The following is a 25,261-nucleotide window of genomic DNA, read 5'->3' on the forward strand; positions in this document are numbered from 1 at the left end:
CGCGGTGGACGTGATAAACCGATTAGTGCGATACCGAATTCGGCGCGCTGCGCGTGCGTCGGGGGACAGTTCGCTACCGCGTTTGGTCCAGCAGGTGGGCTCGTGCCTCCGAGACGGTCAGCGGAACGTCGTCAACGTCGAGTATCCCCTCGAACAACTGCACCGTCGCCGGCGGCCGGAGACCGTTGTCTCTCAGCAGGGAGGTGTCTGTCAGCACGTCTCGAACGGGGCCGTCCGCGGCTATCGACCCGTCCTGCCCGACGACGAGTACTCGGTCGGCAATCTCGGGCACGGCGTCCACAGACGGCGTGAACAGCACCACGGTCCCCTCGTGGCCGGTCACCAGTTCCAAAATGCGTTCTCGGTAGCCGGCGTCGACAGCGCCGAACGGCTCGTCGAGAAGGAGCACCGCCGGCTCGAACGCGAGGACGCTCGCGACCGCCGCCCGCTGTTTCTCGCCCCCCGACAGACGGAACGGGGGGCGGTCCAACAGGCTCTCTAACCCGAGTTCGGCCGCGAGGTGTGCGACCCGCTGTGTCGCCGCCTGCCGCGACATCCCGAGCTGGGCCGGCCCGTATTCGATGTCCTCGCGGACGGTCGTATTGAACAGGTAGTCGTCGGGGTCTTGGAGGAGCACGCCGAGGCGGTCCCTGACGGCTTCGGCGTCCGCCGTCTCACCGAAGTACTCGACCGTTCCGGCCGTCGGCTCGACGAGGCCGCCGAGCACGAGTTGCAGCGTGCTCTTTCCCGACCCGTTCGCACCGATGACGGCAACTCGCTCTCCCGCCTCGATTGTGACCGTCACGTCTCGGAGCGCCGTCGTTCCGTCCGGGTACTCGTGTGTCAGTCCCCGGGCTTCGATTACAGGCCCCATCGAATCACCCCCGAGCCGGCGACGGCCACGACGGCGAGCGCGACCAGCGCGTAGTCGCCCTCGTCGACGTCCCGCGACCGGCTGTACGGTGACGGCGGTCGGGAACCGCCGCGGGCCCGCATCCCGCGGCCGACCCGTTCGCCGCGGTCGAGCGTCCGCAACAGGAACGTTCCGACGAGCCGCTTCGCATCGCGCCACCCGTCGCGGAGGCTCGACTGTCCGGTCGTGCGACTGTTCCGCGCGAGCACGAGTCGCTGTAACTCGTCGAAAAACAGGAACAGGTAGCGATAGGTGACGGCGACGACCCAGACGAGCGCGACCGGGACGCGCAGTTCCCGCATGGCCGCGACCACCGACGAGAACGGCGTCGTCATCACGATGAGCGACAGGAGCGCGACGCCGACGCCGACGCGGAGCGTGAACAGCACGACGTACGCGACGCCGGCGTCAGTGACGGCGAACCCGAACGCCCGCACGAGCGCGTCCCCGGGGAGCAGTACGGCTTGGGGAACGACGATACCGGCGGAGACGAGCGGCACGACCGCCGAGCGCGCGAGCAACTGTCGGAGCGGAACCGCCGACAGCCGCGCCAAGAGGGCGGTCACGACGCCGAAACAGAGGGTGACCGCGACGGTTCGCGTAATCATCACCGCCAGCGCGAGGCCAGCGACCGAACACAGGGAGACGCGAGGGTCCCGTCGCTGGAGGAACCCGTCGGACGAGGCCACCTGCTCGGCCGTGAACACGGACCGAAGCGCCCCCGTGATGGATTCGACCGAGCGGCCGACGACGCCGGTCACTGTTCGAGGAGGCGACCGACTCCGACTCCGACCGCCAGCGTGACCCCCGTCCCGACGACCGCCGAGACGAGCGTTCCGAGCGGCGAACTGAGCCCCGGGACGGAGTAGTCCGGCAGCAGTCCGGGACTGACGGGGTCGGCCGCGTCGGCCGCCCCGGTCTCTTCGGCGGCGTTTTCGAGCGGTTCGGCGTACCCGACTGCGCCGGACGCCCAGCCGAACACGGGAGCCAAGACGACGAGCACGAGCAGCCCGATGAGCGCCCGCCGACCCCAGGAGTCAGACACGAGCGCGTTCACAGGCCCACCTCCGGGGAAAGCGAGTCGTCGTCGAGTCGCCCGAGGACGAGGTCCGGCCGAGCGTCCGCGACGTAGCCGTAGACCGCGGCCGTAATCGCGCCCTCGACGAGCCCCAAGAGCGCGTGGCCGACGACCATTATCAGCACGGTCACGCTCAGTTCGTAGGCGAACGCCGACGAGAGGCCGATGCCGACGCCGACGACCAGCGCCGAGACGGTAATCGCTCCCCACCCGGCGACGAACGCAGCGCCGGTTTCGTGAACCCCTCGGAGCGCCCGGAAGAGGGCGTACCCGACGAGGACGTCGACGACGGCCATCGCAAAGAGGTTCGCACCGAGCGCGATGATGCCGCCGTCACCGAACACGAGCGCCTGTATCGTCACGACGGCACTCATCGCGAGGACGCCGAGATACGGTCCGAGGAGGATACCCGCGAACGCCCCGCCGACGAAATGAGCGCTCGTCCCGCCCGGAATCGGCCAGTTCAGCATCTGCGCGGCGAAGATACCTGCCGCAACGACGCCGAGAAGCGGCGTCCGTTCGTCACCGAGTTCGCCGCGGGCGCGTCTGACCGCGATACCGATTACGATGCCGGAGCCGAGCCAGAAGAGACCCGCCACCCAGGGGTCGAGGAAGCCGTCCGGAATGTGCATTCGTATCACACGTGTGATTCGGTCAAGCAATAATACTTTTCTTCCAAATCGTAATACTGGCCGATATGGTGTCGATTCGAAAGCGTTACTGCCAACGACTAAACGGCTGCTGGGAAAAGTCGAGATTATGAGCCAGGACGTCGACCGGATGAGCGTCACGCTCCCGCCGAGTCTGCTCTCCGAACTCGACGACGTGGTCGCCGCCGGCGAGTACGACAGCCGCTCGGAAGCGACCAGAGACGCGCTTCGCGCGTTCGTCACGGAGTTCAATCAGCAGACGGGGCTCTCCGGGAGTCTCAGCGGAACCGTAGTCGTCCTCTACGAGCACGACCACAGCGGCGTGAGCGACGAGATGACCGAACTGCAACACGACTTCACCGAGACCATCATCGCGGTCCATCACGTCCATCTCGGCGACCACCTCTGTCTGGAATCCATCGCCGTCGACGGGACGGGCGAGCGAATCGAGGAGTTGCTCTCGCGGATTCGGCCGCTGAAGGGCGTCCACCAGGTCAAACTCGCCGTCGTCGAAGCGGACCGGTAGCGGACGAGCCGTGAGCGATTTTTGACGGCCTTCCAAGGAACTTCGGGTGACAGCCACAGCGCCCGACCGAGAGCGCGTTCGGGACGAGTTCGGAGCGCTTAGTCGTCCGCGACGGCGGTCGCCGCCGGCGTGTCCGGCGCCTCCGGTTCGGGGTTCGATTCGACCCGTTCGGACGCCGGCGTCCACGTCAGTTCTTCTTCGTAGTGGAACGCGCGGTGGTCCTGCGTCGGGTCGACGACCGTCAGCGAGAGCCAGTCGTTGTCGAGCAGTTCGGTCAGTTCCGCGTGGTCGGCCAGCACGTCGGTGACGCGGTCGACCGGCGCGTGGATAATCGTCGAGAGGCGGAGCGGCTGGTGGTACGGTCTGTCGTCGGCGGCCATCAGCGACTGGAGCGGGAGGCCGGTCATCAGGTCGCCGCCGTTGCCCTGATAGACGCCGACGTTGCCGACGGGGTTTTGGGTCACTTTCGACCCGCTGCCGTAGACGGCGTTGTCGACCGTCGAGAAGTAGTACTGCGCGTTAATCCACTGGGTGACGACCATCGGCCCCGTGAGAATCGCTTCGAGCGCGTCGCCGTCGGGGTCCGTCGCGTGGTCGTAGGAGTGGAGGAACGCGCGGCCGTCGAGGTCGAGGTCGCTCGTCAGTTCGCGGGGGCCGATGACGAAGCCGGCGTTGCCGGCCAGCCCCCATTCGGGACGCGTCTCGGCCCAGTCGGCGGCGCGGCGCTCCGTCTCGCTGACGGCCGCGGAGCCGCCGGCTCCCATCGTCTCGGCGCGCTCGGCGGCCGCGTGCTCGCGGGCGACCGCGAGGTCCGCGCGCAACTGGTCGAGGTCCTCGGCGTGGCTCTCGGGTACGTCGCCGTCGTACAGTTCGATTTCGTCGGTCGTCGTGTTGTGCTCGCCGGCGACGAACACCGTGTCCTCGGGGATGTCGAACCCGCGGTCGCGGAGTTCGGCTTTGACCGTCTCGTCGTTACAGATGGCCGCGAGGACGCGGGCGTTCGGGCCGCCGGGGTGACCGGCGCAGGCCCCGCAGTCCAGACTCGAATCGTAGGGGTTGTTGGCCGTCTCGCTGGCGTGACCGGTGAACACGACGAGGCGACCGAACTCCTCCCAACCCATCAGCCCGAAGACGTTCGCGGCGTACTCGACTTTCTCGTCGTCGGTCAGCCCCACCGGGAGGTCGCCCGCGTACGAGTGCTGGTGGTGGACCACTTGGTCGCAGAACTCGTGGTTGTCGGGGACCGCGTCGTCGGCGGTTCCGAGCAGGTCGGAGACGCGACCGGGGACGAGCGTGCGGGCCGCGAGAGCCAGCCCGTATCCGCTCCCCGCGCTCTCGACGAAGCCGAAGGCGGTGGCGGGGTTGGTCTTCAGCGACTCGATGGCCTCGCCCGCGGCCTCGCGGAGGCGCGACCAACGGTCGCGGGTCGCCTCGGTGTCCCTGTCGGTCGGGACCTCGGTGACGCGGTGCTGCGGGTCGACAATCGGCGGGCAGGCGTCGACCGCTACCTCGGCGTCGTACCCCCGGTACTCCATCGGGATGCCGAAGAAGCCGGCGTAACCGTGGGTCTCGTAGTCGCCGGTCGCCTCGATGTGCCGGCGGATGACCTCCGAGCGCGTGTCGATACAGAACACCAGTTGCGCGTCCGGGCGGCCCGTGGCGTCGCTGGTGTCGAGCGCCTCGCTCTCGGCGGCGACGCGGTCGACAACCTCGTCGCGGTAGCTCGCCTCCCACGCGCTCAGGAACGCATCGGCGAGTTCGTCGGCCGCCTCGGCCTCGTCGCTCTTCGACCCGGTCGACGGCGCGATGTCGACGCCGAACGCGTCGAGGAGCGCGAGGCGGGCCGCGAGGTAGCCGTCGAGCGAAATCGGGTGCGCGGACTGCCACTCGCCGCCGTCGGCGGCGCGTTGCTTGATGAAGCCGGTCCAGCCGGGGAGCGCGGCGAGCTGCTCCTCGAATATCGGCACCCATTGGCTTTCGGGATACGACGCGACCGCGGCCTCGATGGTCTCGACCGGCGACTCGGGCAGGTCGGAGACGACGCCGTCGTCGGGGATTTGGCCGTCGTACGCGGCCATCGACCGGAAGGCGTTGTAGAACCCGTCTTCGCGGTCCGGCATCGGCCAGTGGGCTTGACCCTCGTCGAGGAACGCCGACAGCCACTTCGTCAGCACGCGGTCGACCCGCGCGGCGTCCGTGTCGGCGGCGTCAGTCTCGGCGTCGTCGCCCGCGCCCGCGGACTCGACGCCGGCGTCCATGCGCTCCAGTAGGGCTTCGGGGTCGCCGTCGTAGCCGCGGTCGGCCAGTTCCGCGTCGAGCGCCGCGGGGTCGATTCGCCCCCCTTCGAGGGCCGCTTCGAACGTCTCGGGACTCGGGTAGCCGCGGCCGCCGACGAGGTCCGCGGCCTGCGTGACCGCCTCGCTGAACGGCATATCTTCGAACCCCGAAAGCGGGTTGGCCGTGACGAACGAGTGAACCGGCCAGACCGAGCCGACGGTCGTCGCGGCTTTGTCGATGCTGTCTTCGATGGCGTGTTCAGTACTCATTGTAGTCCTCCGTGGCGGTCAGCATGGTGCTGGACGCGGGCTGGCTCGCGTTCAACAGCGCGACGTAGAGACGCCGGCTGCGTTCGTGGACGCCGAGTTCTATCGCGACGTAAGTCACGAGGAAGACGCCGGCGACGAGCGCGTGGAGCGCGCTCAGCTCGGCGGGGGCCTCGACGACCGGCAGCCCGGACAGCACGCTCGAAATTCCCTGATAGACGAGGGCGTACACGGCGATGGCCGGCAGGAAGACCAGCGGCACCGCGCCGTAGCGGGCCGTCGCCGGGAGCGCGGCGTGTGCGACGACGTTGCGAGCCGCGTGCAGCGTGGTGAGCACGACGAACGCCACGAGCAGGAGCCCGCTGTCGAGGTGCGTGCCCTTCCCGGTGAGCGCCGCGAACAGCGCGCCGCCGGCCAGTCCGGTCGCCACGATGACCGCGGAACCAACGGCCCCGGTCTCGTGGTCCTCGTGGTCGGTCGGGGCGGTCCGTTCGACCGCGCCGCCCGCGCTGAGGAAGTGGTACGCCTTGTAGAAGCCGTGCAGGATGAGGTGGGTGATGGCGGCCCCGAAGAAGCCGAGCCCGGCCTGCATAATCATGAAGCCCATCTGGCCGATGGTCGAGCAGCCGAGTTCGCTCTTGACGTCCGGCTGGACGTTCTTGAGCAGTTTTCCGACGAGGGCGCTCGTCGCGCCGACAGTCACGATTCCGAGCATGAGCGTGGCGTCGAGGGTCACGACCGGCGCGAACCGGAGCAGCAGGATGCCGCCGGCGTTGACGAACCCGGCGTGCATCAGCGCCGAGGCGGGCGTCGGCGCGGTCATCGACGAGAGGAGCCAGCCGTGGAACGGGACGAGCGCGGACTGCATCATCGCCGCGAGCACGAGCGCGACACAGGCGACGAGCCACACCGGGCCGCCGAGTCCGTCGGCGTTCGCGGCGATGCCGGAGACCGTCGTCGCGCCGGTCGCCTGCCACAGCGCCGCGAGCGCGACGCCGAGGAACGCGCTGCTTGCGAGGAAGTACCTGCGGGCGACGCTCGAGGCGGCCCGCGCCTGCGGCCAGCCGTCGATGATGCCGATGAGTTTCGCCATGAGGAGTCCCATCGCCAGCCAGCACAGCCAGAACAGCGCGACATGGTCGGCCGCGACGAGGGCCATCACGGCGACCGTGAAGCCGAACACGGCGGCGAAGAACTTCGTCTCGTGGACGGAGCCTGCCATGTAGCGGCGCGAGTAGCTGTGGACGATACCGCTGAAGAACGTCACGACCACCCACAGCAGCACGGTCAGGCCGTCGACGGCGACGACGCCGGGGACCTCCCACGCGCCGCCGAGTCGGAGTCGGGCGAAGAGCACGGCGACGCTCGCGGCGAACAGCGCCCACACGAGCCGCGTTAGTGCGACGGGCGCGAACGGCGAATCCGCCGTCGCGTCCGGGAGTGCTCCGACCGTCGGTTTCGGGCTGTGTCCTGACATCGTTCGGTTCGTCGTTGACCAGACCGGTCACCGAAACGCACTCGGCGTCCGATATTGGTCGTCCTTACGCCTATCCGAGAACAGATTGTCTATTAAATCTACCTACATTCACAAATCGTTCGCAAATTAGCCATTATAGAACATTATGGTTTCGCGGGTGCGGAGCGTCAAAGACTGTCGACTCTGACGAGCTAAACCCGCGTAGAACAGCTTGTTCGCGGCCTGAAGCACGATAACGCGGCGTGAGCAACCGAATCCGTGCGCCGGCCCGGTCGGTGTCGCCTCGCCGCGGCGACCGGCGACTGCGGTCGCTCGTCGGTCTCAGCGAGCGGTTCGTGAACGCTTCGTTCGTCGGAGGATATCGAGCGCGCGCCCGTTCAGGAGTCGTTCTCGGCGTGCCGCTCGGCATCGAACTCGCCGAACGGCGTCGTCTCGTGCGTGCGGACGAGAACCTCGTCGGCGACGGTGACGCCCATGTCGAGGAGTTCCTGTGCGATGGCCGTGATGTCATCGTCCGTCTCGCAGACGGCGGTCACGAGGAGGTTCTGTTCGCCGGTGACTAACTCCTGGACCGCCACGACGCCATCCATCTTCAGAATCTCGGGGACGAGTTCGCCCCGCTTGGGAATCGAAGCGGTGCAGTACAGCAGCATTCGGAGCGGATAGCCCGACTTCTGATAGTCGACGCTCGCGCTGTATCCCTTGACCACGCCCTCGGATTCGAGCCGCTGGATGCGCTTGCGGACGGTGCTGTCCGAGGTTCCCGTTCGCTTTGCGATGTCGCCGGACGACATGTTCCGGGCGTCCTCCTGGAGTGCGTACAGAATCGCCCTGTCGACGTCGTCGATATCCTCGCCGGACATACCACTCCCTCCGCGAGGAGGACACTTTAGCCTTTGATATCGCGCGACACCCGTCGCGGCTCGCCCTCGGCGGCAGATTTATTACCCAAACGATAGAATTAGTTACTATGATTGTTGTAAATTCTAACACCGGTACGTCCGACGCTCACGAGCAGTCCGTTCGCCGCACGGCCACCTTCGCCGACATGGCCGCGACGATGTGCGGGTTCTGAGCCGTCTGCTACCGCTTCGATTCTCCGCTCGGTTCGCCCGACGGCGTCGTAACGTGACGGCGTTCCTGAGTTTTCGTGTTTCCTGACAACCCGTTTCAGCGACCCGTTCGAACCGGCGCGAGACGCGTTTCTCGCCGGGAAAACGGATTTACCTTTGGGTGTCATATTCTACCAAACTGGGCGACACCGCCCTGATAGCCATGGCAGACAAACCACACCAGAACTTAGCCATCATCGGACACGTCGACCACGGGAAATCCACGCTCGTCGGCCGGCTCCTGTTCGAGACAGGTAGCGTCCCGGAACACATCATCGAACAGCACCGCGAGGAGGCGGCGTCCAAGGGGAAGTCGGGTTTCGAGTTCGCCTACGTGATGGACAATCTCGCCGAGGAGCGCGAACGCGGCGTCACCATCGACATCGCCCACCAGCGCTTCGACACGGAGAAGTACTACTTCACCATCGTCGACACGCCCGGTCACCGCGACTTCGTGAAGAACATGATTACGGGCGCGTCGCAGGCCGACCACGCGATTCTCGTCGTCGCCGCCGACGACGGTGTCGCGCCGCAGACCCGCGAGCACGTCTTCCTCGCCCGGACCCTCGGCATCGAGGAACTCATCATCGCGGTCAACAAGATGGACGTCGTCGATTACAGCGAAGACTCCTACAAACAGGTCAAAGAGGAGGTCCAACAGCTCCTCCAGCAGGTGCGGTTCAACTCCGACGACGCGGGCTTCATCCCCATCTCGGCGTTCGAGGGCGACAACATCGCCGAACCCTCGGAGAACATGACGTGGTTCGGCGGGCCGACCGTCCTGGAGTCGCTGAACAACCTCCCGGAGCCGTCGCCGCCGACCGACGCCCCGCTTCGCGTCCCGATTCAGGACGTGTACACCATCTCCGGCATCGGGACGGTCCCGGTCGGTCGCGTCGAGACAGGGATGCTTAGGACCGGCGACAACGTCCGGTTCATGCCCTCTGATGCGGGTGGCGAAGTGAAGACCATCGAGATGCACCACGAGGAGGTCCCGGAGGCCGGCCCCGGCGACAACGTCGGCTTCAACGTCCGCGGCGTCGGCAAAGACGACATCCGCCGCGGCGACGTCTGCGGCCCGGCCGACGACCCGCCGTCGGTCGCAAAGACGTTCACGGCGCAAATCGTCGTGATGCAACACCCCTCGGTCATCACGGCGGGCTACACGCCGGTCATCCACGCGCACACCGCGCAGGTCGCCTGCACGTTCGAGTCGCTTGACCAGAAGCTCGACCCCGCGTCGGGCGAGGTCGCAGAAGAGGAGCCGGACTTCATCAAGGCCGGCGACGCCGCCGTCGTCACGCTACGTCCGCAGAAGCCGCTCAGCATCGAGCCGTCCTCAGAAATCGCCGAACTCGGGAGCTTCGCCATCCGCGACATGGGACAGACAATCGCGGCCGGTAAAGTGCTCGAAGTCAACGAGTAGCGCCCGGTCCCGACCTCGGATTTTCCGCGTCGCCGCCGCGACAGCGACCGCGCCGTCCTCGGGGACGGTCGGCGCGACCGACGGTCGCACGCGGCGCGCGAGCGTTCGTCGTGTCCGGCGTCACTCGTCAGCGCCGGGGTAGAGCGCCGACACCCGCCAGACGTTCGCGCGGACGCCCGCCCTGACGATATCCATCCGGACGCGGTCGCCGGCGTGGTGGTTCGCGAGGTAGTCGCGGAAGCTGCTGTTCTCGTAGGAAGTGACGTGGTACGTCGAGCCGTTGTCGCCGCGGAGCGTCGCCGCACCGTGGTCGTTTACCTCATTTACGATTGTAAATGTATCCGGGCTATTTTTGGACGCTGTCTGGGACATGCTCGATTATATGTTAATGAGACACATAAAACCTGCCATCACGTTTGGTAAATCATTATAAACCGTCTCAGGATTGTCGCTCGGGCGGGACTGTCCGCTCGCCGTCTATCGGTTTTCCGAGAATGGCCCGCGTCCGGTGGTCGATTCGACGCGCCGTGCGCCGGCGGTTGGGTTGCGACCGGCGTGGGACGTGACGCGACGCGGCCACGCTGTCGAGCGCGGTTGGGTCGTCGAAACGAATGCATCGCGTAAGTACGGCCTCTCGAATCGGGGACGGGGCGCAGTCATCCTAGGCGGTGGAGCCAATTAACCGAATGGCTTGATATATCCGGCCTCATTAGTGGCCCGCGCCGCCGACGCGACGGGGTTGGCCCGCGAGGCTCCCTCGAAATTTATAAACCCGAAACCGGGCGAGGTGGTGTATGGACCTCCTGCGGCGATTGGTCGGCCCCGACGGGCTTCCCTCGGGCCGAGTGGCGCTCTTCGTGGACGGGCCGAACGTCCTCCGCGACGAGTTCGACGTGGACTTAGACGACATCCGGGCGGCGGGTCGCTCGCTCGGCGGGCAGTTGAGCGCGGCGCGGCTCTACCTCGACGAGCACGCCACGCCGGGGCTGATTCAGGCCGCGGAAGCGCGCGGGTTCGAGGTCGTCGTCACGAGCGGCGACGTGGACGTGAAGCTCGCGGTCGACCTCACGCGCTACGCCGTCGAGGACCGCGCCGACGTTATCGCGGTCGCCTCGCGGGACACCGACTTCAAGCCCGCCTTGGAGACGGCCAACGCCTACGGCCTGCGGACGGTCGCCATCGCGCCGGGGAGCTACGGCCGCTCGGACGCGCTTCAGAACGCGGCGACCCACGCGATGACGCTCGACGAGTCCGCCGCCGACGACAACTGAGTCGGGAGACGACTGAGTCGGCGGCGACCTGCCCTCTCCGACCCAACCCGACGCCGCACCGACCGCGAACGGTTCGCTTTTTCCTCCCCCGGCCGACCACACGTCCATGCAGGAGTTCGACACGCCGGTCGTGGACAACCATCTCCACCTCGACCCGGACCACGGGCGCGGGCTGGAGGCGGTGAAGGATTTCGCCCGGAGCGGCGGCACGCACCTCCTCGTCGTCAACAAGCCCTCGTGGCTCCTCGGCCACGAGGTCGAGACCGGCGAGGACTTCCGACCGGTCTTCGAGACGACGGTCGAGGTCGTCCGCGAGGCCTCCGAGCTTCTCCCCGGGCGCGCGTGGCCGGTCCTCGGCGTCCACCCCGGTCTCGTCTCGAAGCTCGTCGACGACCGCGGCTACGACCCCGAGGCCGCCCGCGACCTGATGTGCGCCGGTCTCGACACCGCCGCCGAGTTCGTCCGCGAGGGCGACGCGCTCGCGCTCAAGTCCGGCCGCCCGCACTACGAGGTCACCGACGCCGTCTGGGAGGCCTCGAACGCCGTCCTCAGACACGGTCTCGACCTCGCCGCCGACTGCGACTGCGCGCTCCAGCTCCACACCGAGTCGACCACCGACCTCTCGGACGTGGCCGAGTGGGCCGACGAGCGCGGCGTCCCCGGCGAGCGCGTGGTCAAACACTACGCGCAGGGCCACCTGACCGGCGGCACGCCGAGCGTCATGAGCGACAAGGACCGCCTCGAAGACGCCGCCGAGCGGGGCGACCCGTTTTTCATGGAGACCGACTTCATCGACGACCCCGACCGCCCCGGCGCGGTGATGGGTCCGAAGACCGTCCCCCGGCGCGTCGACTGGCTCCTCGACGCGGGCCGCGACGACGCCGTCAGGAACGCGCACGTCGAGACGCCCGCGTCGGTCTACGGCATCGACACCGAAGCGACGCTCGACCGATAGCCGGGGGGAGAACGAGAGGCGGGTGAGGCGGACCGACTGACGCGGGAGCCGGACCGGCCGCCGAAACCGACGCACGAGCCGAATCGCGCCGTCTCCTTCCACGTCGTCGTCTCACACGGTTACAGGCAGGATAAGAAAGGCATTTGAGTCCGGCACGGGAGGTTGTAGGTATGACCGAGGCCGAGGAACGATACTACTCGCCGGAACGCTGGCAGAACTGGTTGACGCGCGTCGAAGAAGAGGACCTGGACCTCGAAAGCGAGGAGACCGGCCGTCTCCTGATGAACATCCAGAACGACGCGGCCATCGCCATCGCCAAGATTCTGACCGCCTACGACGACGACACGCTGGGCGAAGAAGAGGCGCTCGACGAGCTGTCGACCGTCCACGACATCGTCATGGCCGAACCCGAGTTCGAGACGGAGAACGAGGAGGCCGAAATCCTCGTCGGGAGCGTCCAGACGAGCCTCTCGTGCGCCTTCTTCGCCGCCGAGGAGTTCATCGTCGCCGGCCCCGCCGAACTCGAAGACGACATGGACGCCTACATCCGCGCCGCCGCGGACGCCGAGGCCGCCGACGACCTCGACAGCGCGCTCGGCTACATCGTCCAGGTCGGCACCCGCGTCATCGACGGCGAGGACCTCGACATCGAGGTGCTCGACGAACTCGAATTCGGGCTCGTCACCGAGTGGGTCAACGGTCTCGACAGCCTCCAGAGTGGCCTCTCGGAGCCCGAAGTCGTCGAAGAAGAAGACTGAATCCGGCCTCTCGCTTTTGTAGGAGTCTTTTTCCCGTTTCGGATATCTTCACGTCATATGGACTTTCGGGGGGACGAGAGAGCGGTCACTGTCCAAATCGGCGCAGTGCTGCTGTTCGGTATCATCATCATCTCGATGTCGATGTACCAAGCGACCGTCGTCCCGAATCAGAACGAACAGGTCGAGTTCCTACACAACCAGGAGGTTCACGACCAGTTCGAATCGCTTCGCGGTGCCATCATCGAAAGCTCGTCGGAGACGACCCCCCGTCCGTCGACGGTCTCTCTCGGAACGCGGTATCCGAGTCGGACGCTGTTCGTCAACCCCGGCCCCGTCTCGGGTACGTTGCAGACGCGTGAACTCGGCAGTCTCACCGTCACGAACGTCGAGACGACGGAAGCCGAGACGAGCGACTACGTTAACGGCGGCCTCTCGTACGAGACCAAATCGCTCGAATACCGGCCGGACTACAACGTTTTGCAGTCGGCCCCGACGACCGTGTACGAAAACACCGTCTCGTACAATCGGTTCGACACCGGGTACGAGGGGACGCTCAACGACGGACAATCACTCATCAACGGCCGGACGATTTCGCTCGTTCTCCTCCAAGGCGACTACTCCGAAAACGGCGTCGGCTCCGCGACCGTCGACGCGCAGGCGGTCAGCCCCGCGACGCGGACCGTTCCGGTGACTAGGGACGCGTCGGGGAACGTGACCATCTCCGTGCCGACGGAGCTGTCCGAGGACGCGTGGCGTGAGCTTCTCGCAGAGGGGAACGACGACTACGTCCACAGCGTGGACCGTTCCGGCGACAGGGTCGAAATCGAGATGCAAGGGGAGGAAGGTGGCGACAGCGTGACGTACGACCTCCGCGTCGGAGCGGTCGAAGTGGGGTCGGGCGTCGACGAACCGGCCGCGTATTACCTGACGGTCGTCGACGGAGCCTCGCCTCGAAGCATCGGGTCGGGAGACACCGAGACGCTCACCTTCGAAGTTCGGGACCGATACAACAACCCCGTCTCCGGGGTCTCGGTGAACTTCTCTGCGAGCGGTGGTTCGGTCTCAATCGACCCGGAGGGACCGACGACCGATTCCGAGGGTCGAATCCGCGTGACGGTGACGGGTGAGTCGGCGGGAACCGCCGAGGTGCTCGGCAGCTTCGACGACGCGACGTTCACTCCGAGCACGCGACAGGACGCGGGTGTCGAAGTCAGCGTGTCGAGCGGGGAGGCCGCCGAGAGCGGCGGCGTCGGCGGCCTGCTCTACGAGAACGACGCGGTCGCCCGCGACGGCGACGATAGCTTCTCGACGCCGGGTGGCGTCGAGTTCTCGCTACGGAACGTCGGCTCCGACTCCGTCGAACTCCTGAGCGTCGTGGTGAACCCGCACGACGACAGCATCGATGGACTCTCAGACCGGGTCGACGGCGGGGACGACGACCCCGGCGAGACGGAGTTGTACGTCGAGTCACCGAGCGGCGACGCCCTCGTCGACTACCAGATTACCCAGAACGAGTTCGTCGACGTGCCCGAAGACGGGCTCGCAATCGACATCGACGAGAGCGGTGACATCGGCGGGTCGAACCCCGTCGTCGGCAGCGGCGAGTCCGCGCGGTTCTACGTGTACGAGTTTTACGATACAGGTGGCTTCGGCGGCACGAACGTCGACATGACCGGCGAGTGGCTCTCCGTTCGCGTGACCTACCGCCTCCCGTCGGGCCTCGTCGATGCCAAGACGTTCTCGTTCGAAGCCAACGCTCAGCCGGAAGGCGGCGTGAACGCCCCGCCGACCCCTCGGACGACGGGGCCGTACAGCGTCCCCGAAGGCGAGTCGATACAGCTCGACGGCTCCGGGAGTTCGGACAGCGACGGGTCGATTACCAGTTACAGTTGGTCCATCACCGACGACCCGACGGGGCAGGCGAGCCTGTCGAACCCCAGTTCCGCGCGGCCGACGTTCAACGCGCCCGACAGCGTCTCGGGCGACACCGACGTGACCGTCGAACTAACGGTGACCGACGACGACGGGGCGACGAGTAGGAGAACGACGACCGTGACCGTCACGGACACGGACGGCACGCCGTCTCCGTCCGTCTCGATGCGTGTCGACGACCTCACCGACATCCAAACGAACAACCCCGACTTCGTCGTCTCCTACGACATCGGGGACACGAACGCGTCGTTCGAGCGCGTCGAGGTCAGGGCCGATTCGACGGAGGGCTCCGCTTCGGGCTTCGCACAGCAGTCGACATCGCGCGGCAGCGTTCGGTTCCAGCCCGGATACGGAGTCAGACAGACGTTCGAGGTCACGATTGACGTGATTTACGACGGGCCGAACGGCGAATACGTCGAGAGCTCACGGACCGTGACCGACGTGGCCGACGCGCGGAACCGGAACGGCAACGCCGACCTGTCGCTCGGAAGTAGCGCGTCCATCGACGCGTTCGACGTCGAAGACCGGACAAACACCAGGAGAAACGAGGTCTGGTACCGCGCCGACTACGACGTGTCGTCCGGCGACTTCAGCCGGGTCGAACTGGTGGCGCTCAATCTCAACGGCAACGGGGCGACGACCACGACCCAACGTACCGACCGGAGCCGTAACAACGTCGACATCATCGAGCGGCGGGACGGCGCACAGACCGACTATCGGGTCGGAATACTGGTGTACGACGACACCGGTGCCGTCGTCGATATCCAGACCGTCGACGACGTCGCGGACGGGAACGGCCCGTAGTTCGACAACCGACGTAACTCCCCATCGACAAAACCTTATCCCTCGGTTCTGTAACATCGACCATGACTTCCGTCGGCATCGACGCCATGGAGATTTGGACGGGCAAACTCGTGTTAGACCTCCCCAACACCTTCGCGCCGGTGAAGGGCGAAGACCCGGAGAAGTACACGAAGGGGCTGGGTCTCCACACGTCGTCGTTCCCGGACGTGTACGAGGACATCGTCACGATGGGGGCGAACGCCGCCAAGAAACTGATGGACCGAAAGGGCCTCACGCCCGCGGACATCGGCCGCATCGACGTGGCGACAGAGTCGGCGTTCGACAACTCCAAACCGGTGTCGACGTACATCGCCGGCTGTCTCGAACAGGTGTACGACGGCGACTTCCGCCACGCCAACAAGGGCGAGCGCAAGTTCGCCTGCATCGCCGGCACCCAGAGCCTCGACGACGCCTACAACTGGATTAAGGCGGGTCGCAACCGCGGGCGCGCGGCGCTCGTCATCGCAACCGACACCGCCCTCTACGAGCGCGGCGACCCCGGCGAGGCGACGCAGGGCGCGGGCGCGGTCGCGATGCTCATCGACGAGGACCCGGACCTCGTCGAACTCTCGACCGAGCAGGGCTACGGCAGCATGGACGAGACGGACTTCCTCAAGCCGAACCAGCAGTTCCCCTCGGTGGACGGCAAGCGCTCCATGCAGGTGTATCTCGCTCGGATGCGCGAGGCGCTCGAAGACTACGAGAGCGTCGCGGGTCGCACCCACCCCGACCTGTTCGAGTACATCCCGTTCCACACGCCGTTCCCCGGCATGGTCCGGAAGGCGGCGCTTCTGGGCTTCCGCCACATGACCCGCGACACCGACATCGAAGACGACCTCGAAAGCGAAATCGGCCGCCAGCCCCGCGAGGAGGACTTCGAGACGTGGGACGACTACGAGGAGGCCATCCGCGGCTACATGGACGAACTGAAGACGACCGAGCAGTACCGCGACTGGTACGGTCGCGTCATCGAGCCGACGCTCGACATCTCCAGCCGCGTCGGCAACTGGTACACCGGCTCGGTCCACATCGCCCGACTGTCGGCTCTGAAGGCCGCCGCGGACGAAGGTAAAGATATGACCGGCAAGCAGCTGCTCGTCGGCTCGTACGGCTCCGGCGCGCAGGCCGAGATTCACGCCGAGCGGGTCCAAGAGACGTGGCTCGACGAAATCGAGGCCGTGGACGTGGACGACCAGCTCGCGGCCCGCACCGAGATTTCCTTCGACGACTACGAGCTCATCCACGACGTGCACAACCACGAAAAGGAAATCGAGGTCGAGGAGTTCACCCAACCCGAAGCCGAGTTCGTCTTCACGGGCTGGGGGCGGATGAACGAGCGCCGCTACGAATACGTCGAATAACAGACCGACCGCACGGCCGAGCGACGGGCGAGCGCCCGCGTTCGCGCTGGGTCGTCAGAACGACCGAGCCTGGTCGGGCAGTCTCGACCACGAATCCGCCGGGTCCGCCCCTCGGTCGTCGTAGAACTTTCTGCCGATGTAGTCGTCGCTCACGCTCCCGAGTATCGTGTTGTACAGGTCGGCGGCCGACTCGTAGGTCTCGGTGCCGAGCGGGGCGAGGATGGTCTCGACGGTCTCCGCGTCGTCGACGTTCGGCGCGGTCACCTCGACGTCGCCGGCGCGTTCCAGCACGCGCTCGGTCGTGACCGGGTACTCGAACGCCGTTTCGAGGTGCGATTGGAGGGCGCGAATGTCCATGGTCGGACATCGTCGCGGCCGCCCTTCGGCTTTTTTCGCCCTCAGGCGGACACTCTGGAAATGCGAACCGAAGGGGAGCGAAACGAATCGAACGAACCGGGTCAGACGGACCGAAAACGGGTACGGGTACTACGGCGTTCTCAGGGGAGCTTCCGCAGGTCTTCGAGCATCTCGTCTAAGTCGCGGTCGGTCACGGCGAGGGCGAAGCCGTCGATGGTGGCGAGCGCGGGCGCGTGCTCCCAGAGGTCGTCCTCCGAGAGGCCGTGGAGGACGACGGCGTTCGGCGTCGGCGTGACGACGCGCATGGCGACGAGCGGCGACTCGCCGCGGGTGACGCCGGTGAACACGAGCGCCCGACTCGTCGACTGCCCGTAGAGCCGGTAGAACTCCTCGGAGGAGAGCCGCGTGATTGCCTGAATGCTGTTGATGACGGTGTGGCCGCTGATGCGGTCTTGGTCGCCGTCGACGATGGGGGTCGCGCCGATGGCGTCGTAGAAGCTATCGAGCGGAATCGACGTGGGGTACTCCCGGAGGTCCTGGACGATGTCGCTCTCGAAGCCGGCCGAGAGGACGCGGGCGTACTGCCGGATGCGACTGCCGCCGCGGGCCTCGTCGATGTCGAGGAGCGCTTCGACCATCCGGCGGATGACGCCGATACCGGGGCTCTCGCGGCGGCCGCTCTCGTAGTCGGAGACGACCGACGACGACACGTCCAACTGCTCGGCGAGCGCCGTCTGGGAGATGTCGAAGTCGGTCCGCCACTTCCGGAGCGTCGCGCCGGGGTCGTCCGAGAGGGTAATCTCGCCCGCGATGCGGCGGGCGAGGTCGTCGCGCGGTGCCGCGGTCATCGCGAACACCTCGGCCCGTCCGACGAGTGAGTCATGGGACAACCTGCGTGAGTATCCCGCAAAAGGATGTCGAAAGTGGTAGTCGTCGCGTGACGAACCCCGTGGGAACTCTGAAGGTCGTCGGCCGACCACTACGCGGTATGCCATCGACCCTCGTCCACGTCGCCGTCGGCGGACTCGTCGGTGCCGGCCTCCTCGGTCGCTGGTTCGACGCCCGGTCGGTCGGCGTCGCGCTCGTCGCCGCCGCGGTCCCCGACCTCGACTCGTTCACCAGCACGCTCCTGCCCGGCAGTCACCGCGCGCTCCTCCACACGCTGTTGCTCCCGCTCGTCCTCGCCGCGCTCGTGGCCTACGACACGCGGATGCGGGACCCCGAACGCTCCGCGATTCGCGGTCGCTGGGGCGCTCGGGGGGTCGCAGTCGCGTGGGTCGGCGTCGCCGCGCTCCTCTGCGGCGGCATCTTCCCCGACCTGTTCACCAACGGCGTCAACGCCTTCTACCCGCTTCACGACGCGTTCTACTCGATTAGCGGGCGCGCCGAGTGGTCGAGCACGCGCGGGTTCGTCCAGACGTTCGTCGAGCTACGGCCCGCGTCGCCGCCGCCGACGACGGAGACGCTCCATTACAGCACCGTGGTCGACCCGTCGCCGGGCGCGGAGCCCGAAACCGTCGAGCGGGTGGCCCCCCTCGCCTCGTCGGGGACGGAACTGATGCTCGTCGTGCTCGGCGCGGGCGTGGTCGGCGGACGGCTCCTGTCGGAGCGGCTTCGCGGGCCGGCGGGCGAACCGGCTGAGTGACGGGGCGAGCCGACGACCGAATTGGGGCGAGCCGGGAACGCGGCCGCGACTCCGAGCGTTCATAACCGACGGCGACCCATCCGCGTGCATGAGCGAGACACCGGACGGCGTCGAGGTGCGGCCGTACGAACCGGGCGATGCGGCCGCGTTCTGGGAACTGAAACGCGGATTCGAACTCGGTCTCGGCGCGGGGACCGGCGGCGACGACAAGCTTTCCACGTACGAGGCGAAACTCACGGACGACTACCGCGAGCGATATCTCTCGTGGGTCGAGCGCTGTGCGACCGACGACCCCGGCTGCGTCGTCGTCGCCGAAGCGGTGTCGGACGGCGAACAGAGCGGCAAGAGCGAGGACGCGACGCTCGTCGGCTACGCCTTCGCGCTCCCCGAGGAGATGACGTTCATCTGGGACGCCGCCGTCCTCAACGAACTGTTTCTCGACGCCGACTACCGCGGCTCGGGCGCCGCCGACGAACTCATGGACGCTGTGTTGGCCCACGCGCGCTCGCAGGACCTCCCCTTGGACCGAATCGTCCTCGACGTGGACGAGGCGAACGGTCGGGCGCGAGCGTTCTACGAGCGCTACGGCTTCGACCACTGGGGCGAACTGGTCGCGCGCGACCTCTGAGCCGGAACACGTGCGGGACCGGAGAACGGAGAACCGAACGGGCGGGCGTCCGTGACTACCGGAGCGCCGTGGCCGCGACGCCGCCGACGGTGCCGAGAACGGCGGGGTATGCGACGCCCGCGAGGAGCGCTGACGTGACCGGGTCGGGGCTGACGGCCGCGTCGCCGACGGAGACGGTGAAAAGTGCGATACCGGCGAGCGCGAAGACGAGGTAGCCGACCGTGGTTCCCGCGCCGGCCAGCGCGCCCTCCCGCGTCGAGGACGCGCCGCCGACGACGGCCGCGAGCGCGCCCGCAGCGAGCAGCGCGACCACGGGCACGACGTAGAGCACCGGCGAGAACGCCTCGACGCCTTCGATGAGGTTCGCGCTGGAGGTCGTTCCGAACAGGCCGGGGAACCGGGTCGTCACGCCGTGGGCGCTCATGAACACCCAACCGACGACCTTCCACGTCGAGACGTCGGAGCCGAGGGCTTCGAGCACCTGACTGGCCGTCGAGTTCTCGATAGTCGAGGAGGTCAAAAGGTAGGTCACGAGGTAGCCGAACAGGGCCGCCCCGAGACCGGCGACGCCGCCGCTGCCGACCGACCGAAGCGTCGATGGTGTGGAACCGGGCGTCGATTCAGGTGTCGTTGACATCGTGTCGAAACCGATTGTCGTTCTCCCGTAAATGTCTCGTGGCCGCCGTGAGTGGTCGTCTCGCGGTACGATGTGACGAGACGAGGCGTCCACACCGCGACCCGCGCTCACGGCGGTCTGGAGGGCGGCCGCGTCGTCGCCGGCTCGGTCCTCGGTGCAGTCCCCGGCGGCGAATCGAGGCGGCTCAGCGAACGTCGTCGGGGTCGAGGCTCCAGCGGAACTCGGCGTCGTAGTCGCCGCCGGTCGTCGCCAGCCAGTCCTCGCGGGCGACGCTGTATCGGAGTTCGTCGGCCGGCTCGCCGTCGATGACGATGCTGTTTCGCTCGCGGCCGTCGCGGTCGCCACCGAGCGCCGCCATGTACTTCTCGATAGCGCGTTTCGATTTCTCGTTGTCCGCGACGTGCGACACCGAGACGACGTCGAGGTCGAGTACGTCGAACGCGAGCGCCGCCAGCGCCGCGGCGCGCTCGCCCGAGTAACCGCGGCCCCAGTCGCGCGGGCGGAGCCACAAGCCGAGTTCTCCGACGCGGCGGTCCCACTCCGTGTGGAGTCCGCCGAACCCCGCAATCTCGCCCGCGCCGTCCTCGCTCTCGCGCGGGATAATCGCGTAGTCGGCGCTCTCGGCGTCGGTCCAACTCGACTCCCCGCGGTCGAGAAACTCCTTCGTCACCTTTGGCGTCTCGTGGCGCGACCACGGCATGTGCCGCGTCACGTCGTCCATCTCGGGGGCCGAACAGAGTTCGTACGCCTCGTGGACGCCGATGTGTTTCGGGCGGCGGGCGACCAATCGAAGCCGCGGCGTCTCGACGACCGCGGGGTAGAGGTCGCTCACTCGCGGCCCTCCCAGCGGAACTCGGCGTCGTAGTCGCCGCCGGTGGCGGCCTCCCACTGTTCGCGGGTCACGGACCAGCCGCGAACGTCGCGCGGGGTGCCGCCGGCGTCGACGGTCTCGTTGGGAAACAGGCCGTCTTCTCCCCCGCCGAAGCGGTCGGTGTACTTCTCGATTGCTCGACACGACGCCTCGTTTTCGGGCATGGCGTACGCGAGCGCCACGTCGAGGTCGAGCACGTCGAAGACCGCGGCGAAGAACGCGGCCGCCCGCTCGCCGGAGTAGCCGCGGCCCCAGAACTCCTTGCGGAGCCACATCCCGAAGACGGCCCGGCGCTTGTCCCACTCGGGGTTGAACCCGGCGGTGCCGGCGAACTCGCCCGCGCCGTCCTCGCCGTCGCGGGGGATGACGGCGTAGACGGCGTTTTCCGCGGACTCGTGGCCTTCTTCGGCCCGTTCGAGGAACTCCAGCGTCTCCTTGGGCGTCTCGTGGGGGCCCCACGTGACGAACTTCGTCTCCTCTTCGATGGTGTCCGACCGCGAGGCGGCGAAGTGTTCGTAGGCGTCCAACGGGTCGACGACCGCCCGCGACAGGGCGCGGAGCCTGAGCCGCGGGGTGACGATTTCGTCGGGGAACATGGAACGGAGTCCACTCGGAGGGCGCTAATAAGTTTTCTGAACATTGACATATGCTTGCGTGGAACACGCCCGGGGCGGTCGCCGCTCTCGAACCCGTCGGATTCGAACACGTTCCGAGCGCACACACGTTCTCCCGCGCGAGAACCCGGAGATGCGTATTTGTGGCGGGAGCGCGTCTAGCGAGGACGGGAACGGAGTGCAACGAGATGGACTGGGAGCGAACGGTGGGCGGCTACGCGCTCGTCACGGGAGCCGTGACGCTGGCCATCTGGGTGTTGACCGTCGACGGCGGTCCGGTGATGGAACCGCGGACCGACCCGTTTTCGCTGTTCGCGTCGCTCGTGTTGGGGGGGCTGACCGGGGTGTCGCTTCTGGCGACGGGCATGGGTCTCGTTCGGAGACAGTTGTGGGCGCGGCCGCTCAGTCTCGTCGCCTTCGGCCTGCTTTTCGCCGGCGTCATCGACAGTGCCGGCTACTACGCCGGCGTCGGGCGGGTCGGCGTCGTCGTGGCGCTTTTCGTCGTCTGCCTCGCCACGCTGGCGGCGCTCGGTTGGTCGCTCGTCGACGCCCGGAACCGGGCGCGGCGGTCGGCGTGGTGAGACGGCGCGGTAAGACGGCGCGGTGGGGCGTCTGAGCCGGTGAGCCGCCCCGGTAGTTCGGGCGCTTCCGGTGGGCGTCCGGCCGGCGCGCGGCGCTCCGCAACCACTAAACGCGCCTCGGTCCTCCTTCCGGTAATGGTAGACTGGACGGAGAAGTACCGCCCATCGACGCTCTCCGAGGTCCGCGGCAACAACAAGGCCCGCGACGCCCTCGCGGAGTGGGCCAAGACGTGGGACGACCACCGGGAGGCCGTCGTCGTCCACGGGAGCCCGGGCATCGGAAAGACCTCCGCGGCCCACGCGCTCGCCGCCGACATGGGCTGGGAGACGGTCGAGTTGAACGCGTCGGACCAGCGGACCGGCGACGTCATCGAACGCTTCGCCGGCCGCGCCGCGAAGAACGCGACGCTCGCCGGTTCCTCCGCGGGCACGTCCACCCGGCAGTTGGTCATCCTCGACGAGGCCGACAACATCCACGGCAACTACGACCGCGGCGGGGCCAGCGCCGTCACCCGCCTCGTCAAGTCGTCGAGCCAGCCCATCGTCCTCATCGCCAACGAGTTCTACGACATGAGCCGCGGGCTCCGGAACGCCTGTCAGGAAATCGAGTTCCGCGACGTGTCCGCCCGCTCTATCGTCCCCGTCCTCCGCGACATCTGCCGCAAGGAGGGACTGGAGTTCGAGTCCGACGCGCTCGACCGCATCGCCGAGATGAACAGCGGCGACCTGCGCTCGGCCGTCAACGACCTCCAAGCCATCGCCGAGGGGCGCGAGAAAATCACCGAAGAGGACGTGGTCATGGGCGACCGCGACCGCTCTGTCGGCCTGTTCGAGTTCCTCGACGCCGTCCTCAAAGAGGAGTCCGCGCAGGACGCGCTGTACACCGCCTACGACGTGGACGAGACGCCCGACGACCTCACGAAGTGGGTCGAGGACAAGGTGTCGCTCGTCTACGAACCCGACGAACTCGCCCGCGCCTACGACTTCCTCGCCAACGCCGACCGCTGGCTCGGCCGCGTGCGCGCCACGCAGAACTACTCTTATTGGCGCTACGCGACCGACAACCTCGCCGCCGGCGTCGCGGCCTCCCGCGACCGAACCCGCGGCGGGTGGACCCGCTACGGCGGCGCGCCCTACCGCTCGACCCGCGACAAGACCCGCGACACCGTCGTCCGGAAAATCGCGGCACAGGGTGGCTTCAGCATGGCGACCGCCCGCCGCGAGGTCCTGCCGTACCTCTCGGCCATCACCCACCACTGCAAGCCCCGCGAACTGACCGTCGCCATGGCCGCCTACTACGAGTTCGACGAGTCGCACGTCTCCTTCGTCACCGGGAGCGGCGAGACGACGAACAAGGTCCAGTCAATCGTCGAGGATGCCGGCGAACTCCGCGAGGAACTGGTCGAGGAACACGCCGCCGGTGCGTTCGCCGGCATGGAAGGCGTATCCGTCGACGACGACGCCGCGGCCGACGGCGACGATGGTAACGGAGCAGACGACGGAACGGACGACGTACTCGACCGCGACGCCGACGCCGACGAGTCGGCCGAAAGCGACGACACCGACGCCTCGACCGACGACGGGCAGTCCGGCCTCGACGACTTCTTCTGAACGGGACTGCGCCGCATTTTGTCCGCTGCACGACAGGCGGGATTGACGCCACGCGGAGCTTTTTGGGGCCGCCCGACGAACCGCGCGTATGAGAGCCGCAGTCCTCCGCGAACACGGTGAACCGCTCGACGTGACGGAAGTACCCGACCCGACGTGCGACGCCGACGGCGTCGTCGTCGAAGTCGAGGCCTGCGGTATCTGCCGGAGCGACTGGCACTCGTGGATGGGGCACGGCGAGTGGGCCGACGACGCGGTCCCGTCCGGGCAGATTCTCGGCCACGAGCCCGCCGGCCGCGTCGTCGAGGCCGGCGACCGCGTCGAGACGATTCGGGAGGGCGACCGCGTCGCCTTACCCTTCAATCTCGCCTGCGGTTCGTGCGGCTACTGCCAGACCGGCCACGGCAACGTCTGTACGGGCGACCACCCCCACGCCCTCGGCTTCGAACCCGCCGCGCAGGGCGCGTTCGCGGAGTTAGTACATCTCCCGTCCGCCGATTACAACGCGATTCGACTCCCCGAGAGCGTCTCTCCGACCGACGTGGCCGCGCTCGGCTGCCGATTCATGACGGCGTACAACGCCCTCGACGCCCGCGCCGGCCTCCGCGCCGGCCAGTGGGTCGCCGTCCACGGCTGCGGCGGCGTCGGCCTCTCGACGATTCAGGTGGCGAACGTCCTCGGCGCGCGCGCCGTCGCGGTCGACGTGCGCGAGTCCGCGCTCGACGCCGCGGCCGACCTCGGCGCTGACGCCGTCGTCGACGGCTCCGCGGAGGACCCGGTTGACGCCATCCGCGGACTGACCGACGGCGGGGCGCACGTCTCGCTCGACGCGCTCGGCGTCGCGGAGACCTGCCGGAACTCGGTTCGTTCGGTCCGGCCGCGGGGTTCGCACGTACAGGTCGGGCTGACGACCGAGGCCGAAAAGGGGAACGTGTCGCTGCCGACCGACTGGATGACGCGACACGAGGTGTCGTTCCTCGGCGCGCGCGGGATGCCGCCGACGAGTGCGGACGACCTGCTCTCGCTGCTCGCGTCGGACGCGGTCGACCCCGGGTCGCTCGTGACGAAAACCGTCTCGCTCGACGAGGTGCCCGAGCGACTGGCCGCGATGACCGACTACGACACCGTCGGCGTCGAAGTGATGGTTCCGTAAAATCAGCAGTCTCGTTCTCGCGGGCCGGGGCCCTGTTCAGGGCGTCGGCGTCGGAACTCGGTCCTGTTCGGGGTCGTCTGCCGCGCCGTCGTCCAGCCCGCGCCAGACGACCTCGCCGCAGTCCGGGCAGTCGAGTCGGACCGTCCGGCCGTCGCGCGTCCGTTCGGGCCACTCGTCGATATCGGCGGCGCGACCGCAGGTCTGACAGAAGAGAACGGCCTTGGTGTGTTCGCAATCGGGCGGTTCGTGACTGAATTCGCGGGGAGCGCAGTTCATGCCGCAGGAAGCGGCGTTTCGGGGGATAAGCTTGTTGGAAGATTCC

Annotated in this window: 26 protein-coding genes; 12 read left to right on the plus strand and 14 right to left on the minus strand. The window is 67.5% G+C overall.

The genetic code is table 11. The features are described from left to right. Window positions 1-73 precede the first annotated feature (73 nt). From E4P24_RS12200 to E4P24_RS12215, 4 genes are read right to left on the minus strand one after another with little or no spacing between them, the layout of a single operon-like run. Window positions 74-874, minus strand: coding sequence for an energy-coupling factor ABC transporter ATP-binding protein (locus E4P24_RS12200; RefSeq protein ID WP_006601389.1), 801 nt, complete (start codon window positions 872-874; stop codon window positions 74-76). Continuing rightward, a complete protein-coding gene (gene cbiQ, locus E4P24_RS12205; RefSeq protein ID WP_115802958.1) occupies window positions 862-1,674 on the minus strand; it encodes a cobalt ECF transporter T component CbiQ in 813 nt (270 codons plus the stop codon). Before cbiQ ends, E4P24_RS12200 begins: the two co-directional genes overlap by 13 nt. After that, a complete protein-coding gene (locus tag E4P24_RS12210) occupies window positions 1,671-1,970 on the minus strand; it encodes a PDGLE domain-containing protein (RefSeq protein WP_006601391.1) in 300 nt (99 codons plus the stop codon). Before E4P24_RS12210 ends, cbiQ begins: the two co-directional genes overlap by 4 nt. After that, window positions 1,967-2,623, minus strand: a complete 657-nt coding sequence (locus tag E4P24_RS12215) for an energy-coupling factor ABC transporter permease (protein ID WP_115802957.1) — start codon at window positions 2,621-2,623, stop codon at window positions 1,967-1,969. Before E4P24_RS12215 ends, E4P24_RS12210 begins: the two co-directional genes overlap by 4 nt. Before the next feature lie 127 nt (window positions 2,624-2,750). Between E4P24_RS12215 and E4P24_RS12220 the strand changes: the two genes are divergently transcribed. Further along, complete coding sequence (locus E4P24_RS12220; protein WP_004062563.1) at window positions 2,751-3,167, plus strand: CopG family ribbon-helix-helix protein; 417 nt, start codon at window positions 2,751-2,753, stop codon at window positions 3,165-3,167. A gap of 98 nt (window positions 3,168-3,265) precedes the next feature. Here the strand turns inward: E4P24_RS12220 and E4P24_RS12225 are convergent, their stop codons facing one another. The 3 genes from E4P24_RS12225 to E4P24_RS12235 all read right to left on the minus strand — a co-directional run bounded on the left by E4P24_RS12225 (window position 3,266) and on the right by E4P24_RS12235 (window position 8,050). Beyond that, window positions 3,266-5,713 (minus strand): DUF2309 domain-containing protein, encoded by a 2,448-nt coding sequence (locus E4P24_RS12225; RefSeq protein ID WP_188148527.1) that lies wholly within the window; start codon window positions 5,711-5,713, stop codon window positions 3,266-3,268. After that, on the minus strand, window positions 5,703-7,187 hold the full coding sequence (locus E4P24_RS12230; RefSeq protein WP_188148528.1) for a proton-conducting transporter membrane subunit: 1,485 nt from the start codon (window positions 7,185-7,187) through the stop codon (window positions 5,703-5,705). The genes E4P24_RS12225 and E4P24_RS12230 overlap by 11 nt, the downstream gene beginning before the upstream one ends. Window positions 7,188-7,564: 377 nt before the next feature. Beyond that, window positions 7,565-8,050: an Lrp/AsnC family transcriptional regulator gene (locus E4P24_RS12235; protein ID WP_004042301.1), complete on the minus strand. Its 486-nt coding sequence runs from the start codon at window positions 8,048-8,050 to the stop codon at window positions 7,565-7,567. 412 nt (window positions 8,051-8,462) lie between these two features. Between E4P24_RS12235 and tuf the strand changes: the two genes are divergently transcribed. Further along, on the plus strand, window positions 8,463-9,725 hold the full coding sequence (tuf, locus tag E4P24_RS12240; RefSeq protein ID WP_115802954.1) for a translation elongation factor EF-1 subunit alpha: 1,263 nt from the start codon (window positions 8,463-8,465) through the stop codon (window positions 9,723-9,725). 120 nt (window positions 9,726-9,845) lie between these two features. On the opposite strand, the gene E4P24_RS12245 is transcribed toward tuf, so the two are convergent. Next, window positions 9,846-10,097, minus strand: coding sequence for a hypothetical protein (locus tag E4P24_RS12245; protein WP_004062560.1), 252 nt, complete (start codon window positions 10,095-10,097; stop codon window positions 9,846-9,848). 422 nt (window positions 10,098-10,519) lie between these two features. Between E4P24_RS12245 and E4P24_RS12250 the strand changes: the two genes are divergently transcribed. The 5 genes from E4P24_RS12250 to hmgB all read left to right on the plus strand — a co-directional run bounded on the left by E4P24_RS12250 (window position 10,520) and on the right by hmgB (window position 16,845). Further along, on the plus strand, window positions 10,520-10,996 hold the full coding sequence (locus E4P24_RS12250) for an NYN domain-containing protein (RefSeq protein WP_004042304.1): 477 nt from the start codon (window positions 10,520-10,522) through the stop codon (window positions 10,994-10,996). A gap of 106 nt (window positions 10,997-11,102) precedes the next feature. Further along, entirely contained in the window at window positions 11,103-11,951 is an 849-nt protein-coding gene (locus E4P24_RS12255; protein ID WP_004042305.1) for a TatD family hydrolase, read from the plus strand. 170 nt (window positions 11,952-12,121) lie between these two features. Next, window positions 12,122-12,709 (plus strand): DUF2150 family protein, encoded by a 588-nt coding sequence (locus E4P24_RS12260; protein ID WP_004042306.1) that lies wholly within the window; start codon window positions 12,122-12,124, stop codon window positions 12,707-12,709. 57 nt (window positions 12,710-12,766) lie between these two features. After that, window positions 12,767-15,445, plus strand: coding sequence for an Ig-like domain-containing protein (locus E4P24_RS12265; RefSeq protein ID WP_115802952.1), 2,679 nt, complete (start codon window positions 12,767-12,769; stop codon window positions 15,443-15,445). 62 nt (window positions 15,446-15,507) lie between these two features. After that, on the plus strand, window positions 15,508-16,845 hold the full coding sequence (gene hmgB / locus E4P24_RS12270) for a hydroxymethylglutaryl-CoA synthase (RefSeq protein WP_004042308.1): 1,338 nt from the start codon (window positions 15,508-15,510) through the stop codon (window positions 16,843-16,845). A 54-nt stretch (window positions 16,846-16,899) separates the two neighbouring features. Here the strand turns inward: hmgB and E4P24_RS12275 are convergent, their stop codons facing one another. Both E4P24_RS12275 and E4P24_RS12280 read right to left on the minus strand, forming a co-directional pair. After that, on the minus strand, window positions 16,900-17,202 hold the full coding sequence (locus tag E4P24_RS12275) for a hypothetical protein (RefSeq protein WP_188148529.1): 303 nt from the start codon (window positions 17,200-17,202) through the stop codon (window positions 16,900-16,902). Window positions 17,203-17,342: 140 nt separating this feature from the next. Then, the gene (locus E4P24_RS12280; RefSeq protein ID WP_004062555.1) at window positions 17,343-18,050 is read right to left on the minus strand and encodes a helix-turn-helix domain-containing protein; all 708 of its coding nucleotides are present in this window, start codon (window positions 18,048-18,050) and stop codon (window positions 17,343-17,345) included. Window positions 18,051-18,190: 140 nt separating this feature from the next. Between E4P24_RS12280 and E4P24_RS12285 the strand changes: the two genes are divergently transcribed. Both E4P24_RS12285 and E4P24_RS12290 read left to right on the plus strand, forming a co-directional pair. Beyond that, window positions 18,191-18,847, plus strand: a complete 657-nt coding sequence (locus E4P24_RS12285; RefSeq protein ID WP_115802951.1) for a metal-dependent hydrolase — start codon at window positions 18,191-18,193, stop codon at window positions 18,845-18,847. Between the two features lie 88 nt (window positions 18,848-18,935). Next, entirely contained in the window at window positions 18,936-19,475 is a 540-nt protein-coding gene (locus E4P24_RS12290) for a GNAT family N-acetyltransferase (protein ID WP_115802950.1), read from the plus strand. Window positions 19,476-19,530: 55 nt separating this feature from the next. On the opposite strand, the gene E4P24_RS12295 is transcribed toward E4P24_RS12290, so the two are convergent. The 3 genes from E4P24_RS12295 to E4P24_RS12305 form a co-directional block, all read right to left on the minus strand. Beyond that, entirely contained in the window at window positions 19,531-20,112 is a 582-nt protein-coding gene (locus E4P24_RS12295; protein WP_004062552.1) for a hypothetical protein, read from the minus strand. Window positions 20,113-20,296: 184 nt separating this feature from the next. After that, complete coding sequence (locus E4P24_RS12300) at window positions 20,297-20,944, minus strand: GNAT family N-acetyltransferase (protein ID WP_008607112.1); 648 nt, start codon at window positions 20,942-20,944, stop codon at window positions 20,297-20,299. Further along, window positions 20,941-21,579, minus strand: a complete 639-nt coding sequence (locus E4P24_RS12305; protein WP_188148530.1) for a GNAT family N-acetyltransferase — start codon at window positions 21,577-21,579, stop codon at window positions 20,941-20,943. Before E4P24_RS12305 ends, E4P24_RS12300 begins: the two co-directional genes overlap by 4 nt. A gap of 206 nt (window positions 21,580-21,785) precedes the next feature. Here E4P24_RS12305 and E4P24_RS12310 point away from each other — a divergent pair, with 206 nt between their 5' ends. From E4P24_RS12310 to E4P24_RS12320, 3 genes are all read left to right on the plus strand, one after another. After that, window positions 21,786-22,178: a hypothetical protein gene (locus E4P24_RS12310; protein ID WP_115802947.1), complete on the plus strand. Its 393-nt coding sequence runs from the start codon at window positions 21,786-21,788 to the stop codon at window positions 22,176-22,178. A gap of 135 nt (window positions 22,179-22,313) precedes the next feature. Next, window positions 22,314-23,789 carry a replication factor C large subunit gene (locus E4P24_RS12315; protein ID WP_115802946.1) on the plus strand — a complete coding sequence of 492 codons (1,476 nt, stop codon included), beginning with the start codon at window positions 22,314-22,316 and terminating at the stop codon, window positions 23,787-23,789. A gap of 88 nt (window positions 23,790-23,877) precedes the next feature. Next, on the plus strand, window positions 23,878-24,939 hold the full coding sequence (locus E4P24_RS12320) for a zinc-binding dehydrogenase (protein WP_188148531.1): 1,062 nt from the start codon (window positions 23,878-23,880) through the stop codon (window positions 24,937-24,939). A 36-nt stretch (window positions 24,940-24,975) separates the two neighbouring features. Here the strand turns inward: E4P24_RS12320 and E4P24_RS12325 are convergent, their stop codons facing one another. After that, window positions 24,976-25,215 (minus strand): hypothetical protein, encoded by a 240-nt coding sequence (locus E4P24_RS12325; RefSeq protein ID WP_163489470.1) that lies wholly within the window; start codon window positions 25,213-25,215, stop codon window positions 24,976-24,978. Between the last annotated feature and the right edge of the window lie 46 nt (window positions 25,216-25,261).

This window comes from Haloferax sp. AS1, from assembly GCF_014530665.1.
Taxonomy (GTDB): domain Archaea; phylum Halobacteriota; class Halobacteria; order Halobacteriales; family Haloferacaceae; genus Haloferax; species Haloferax volcanii.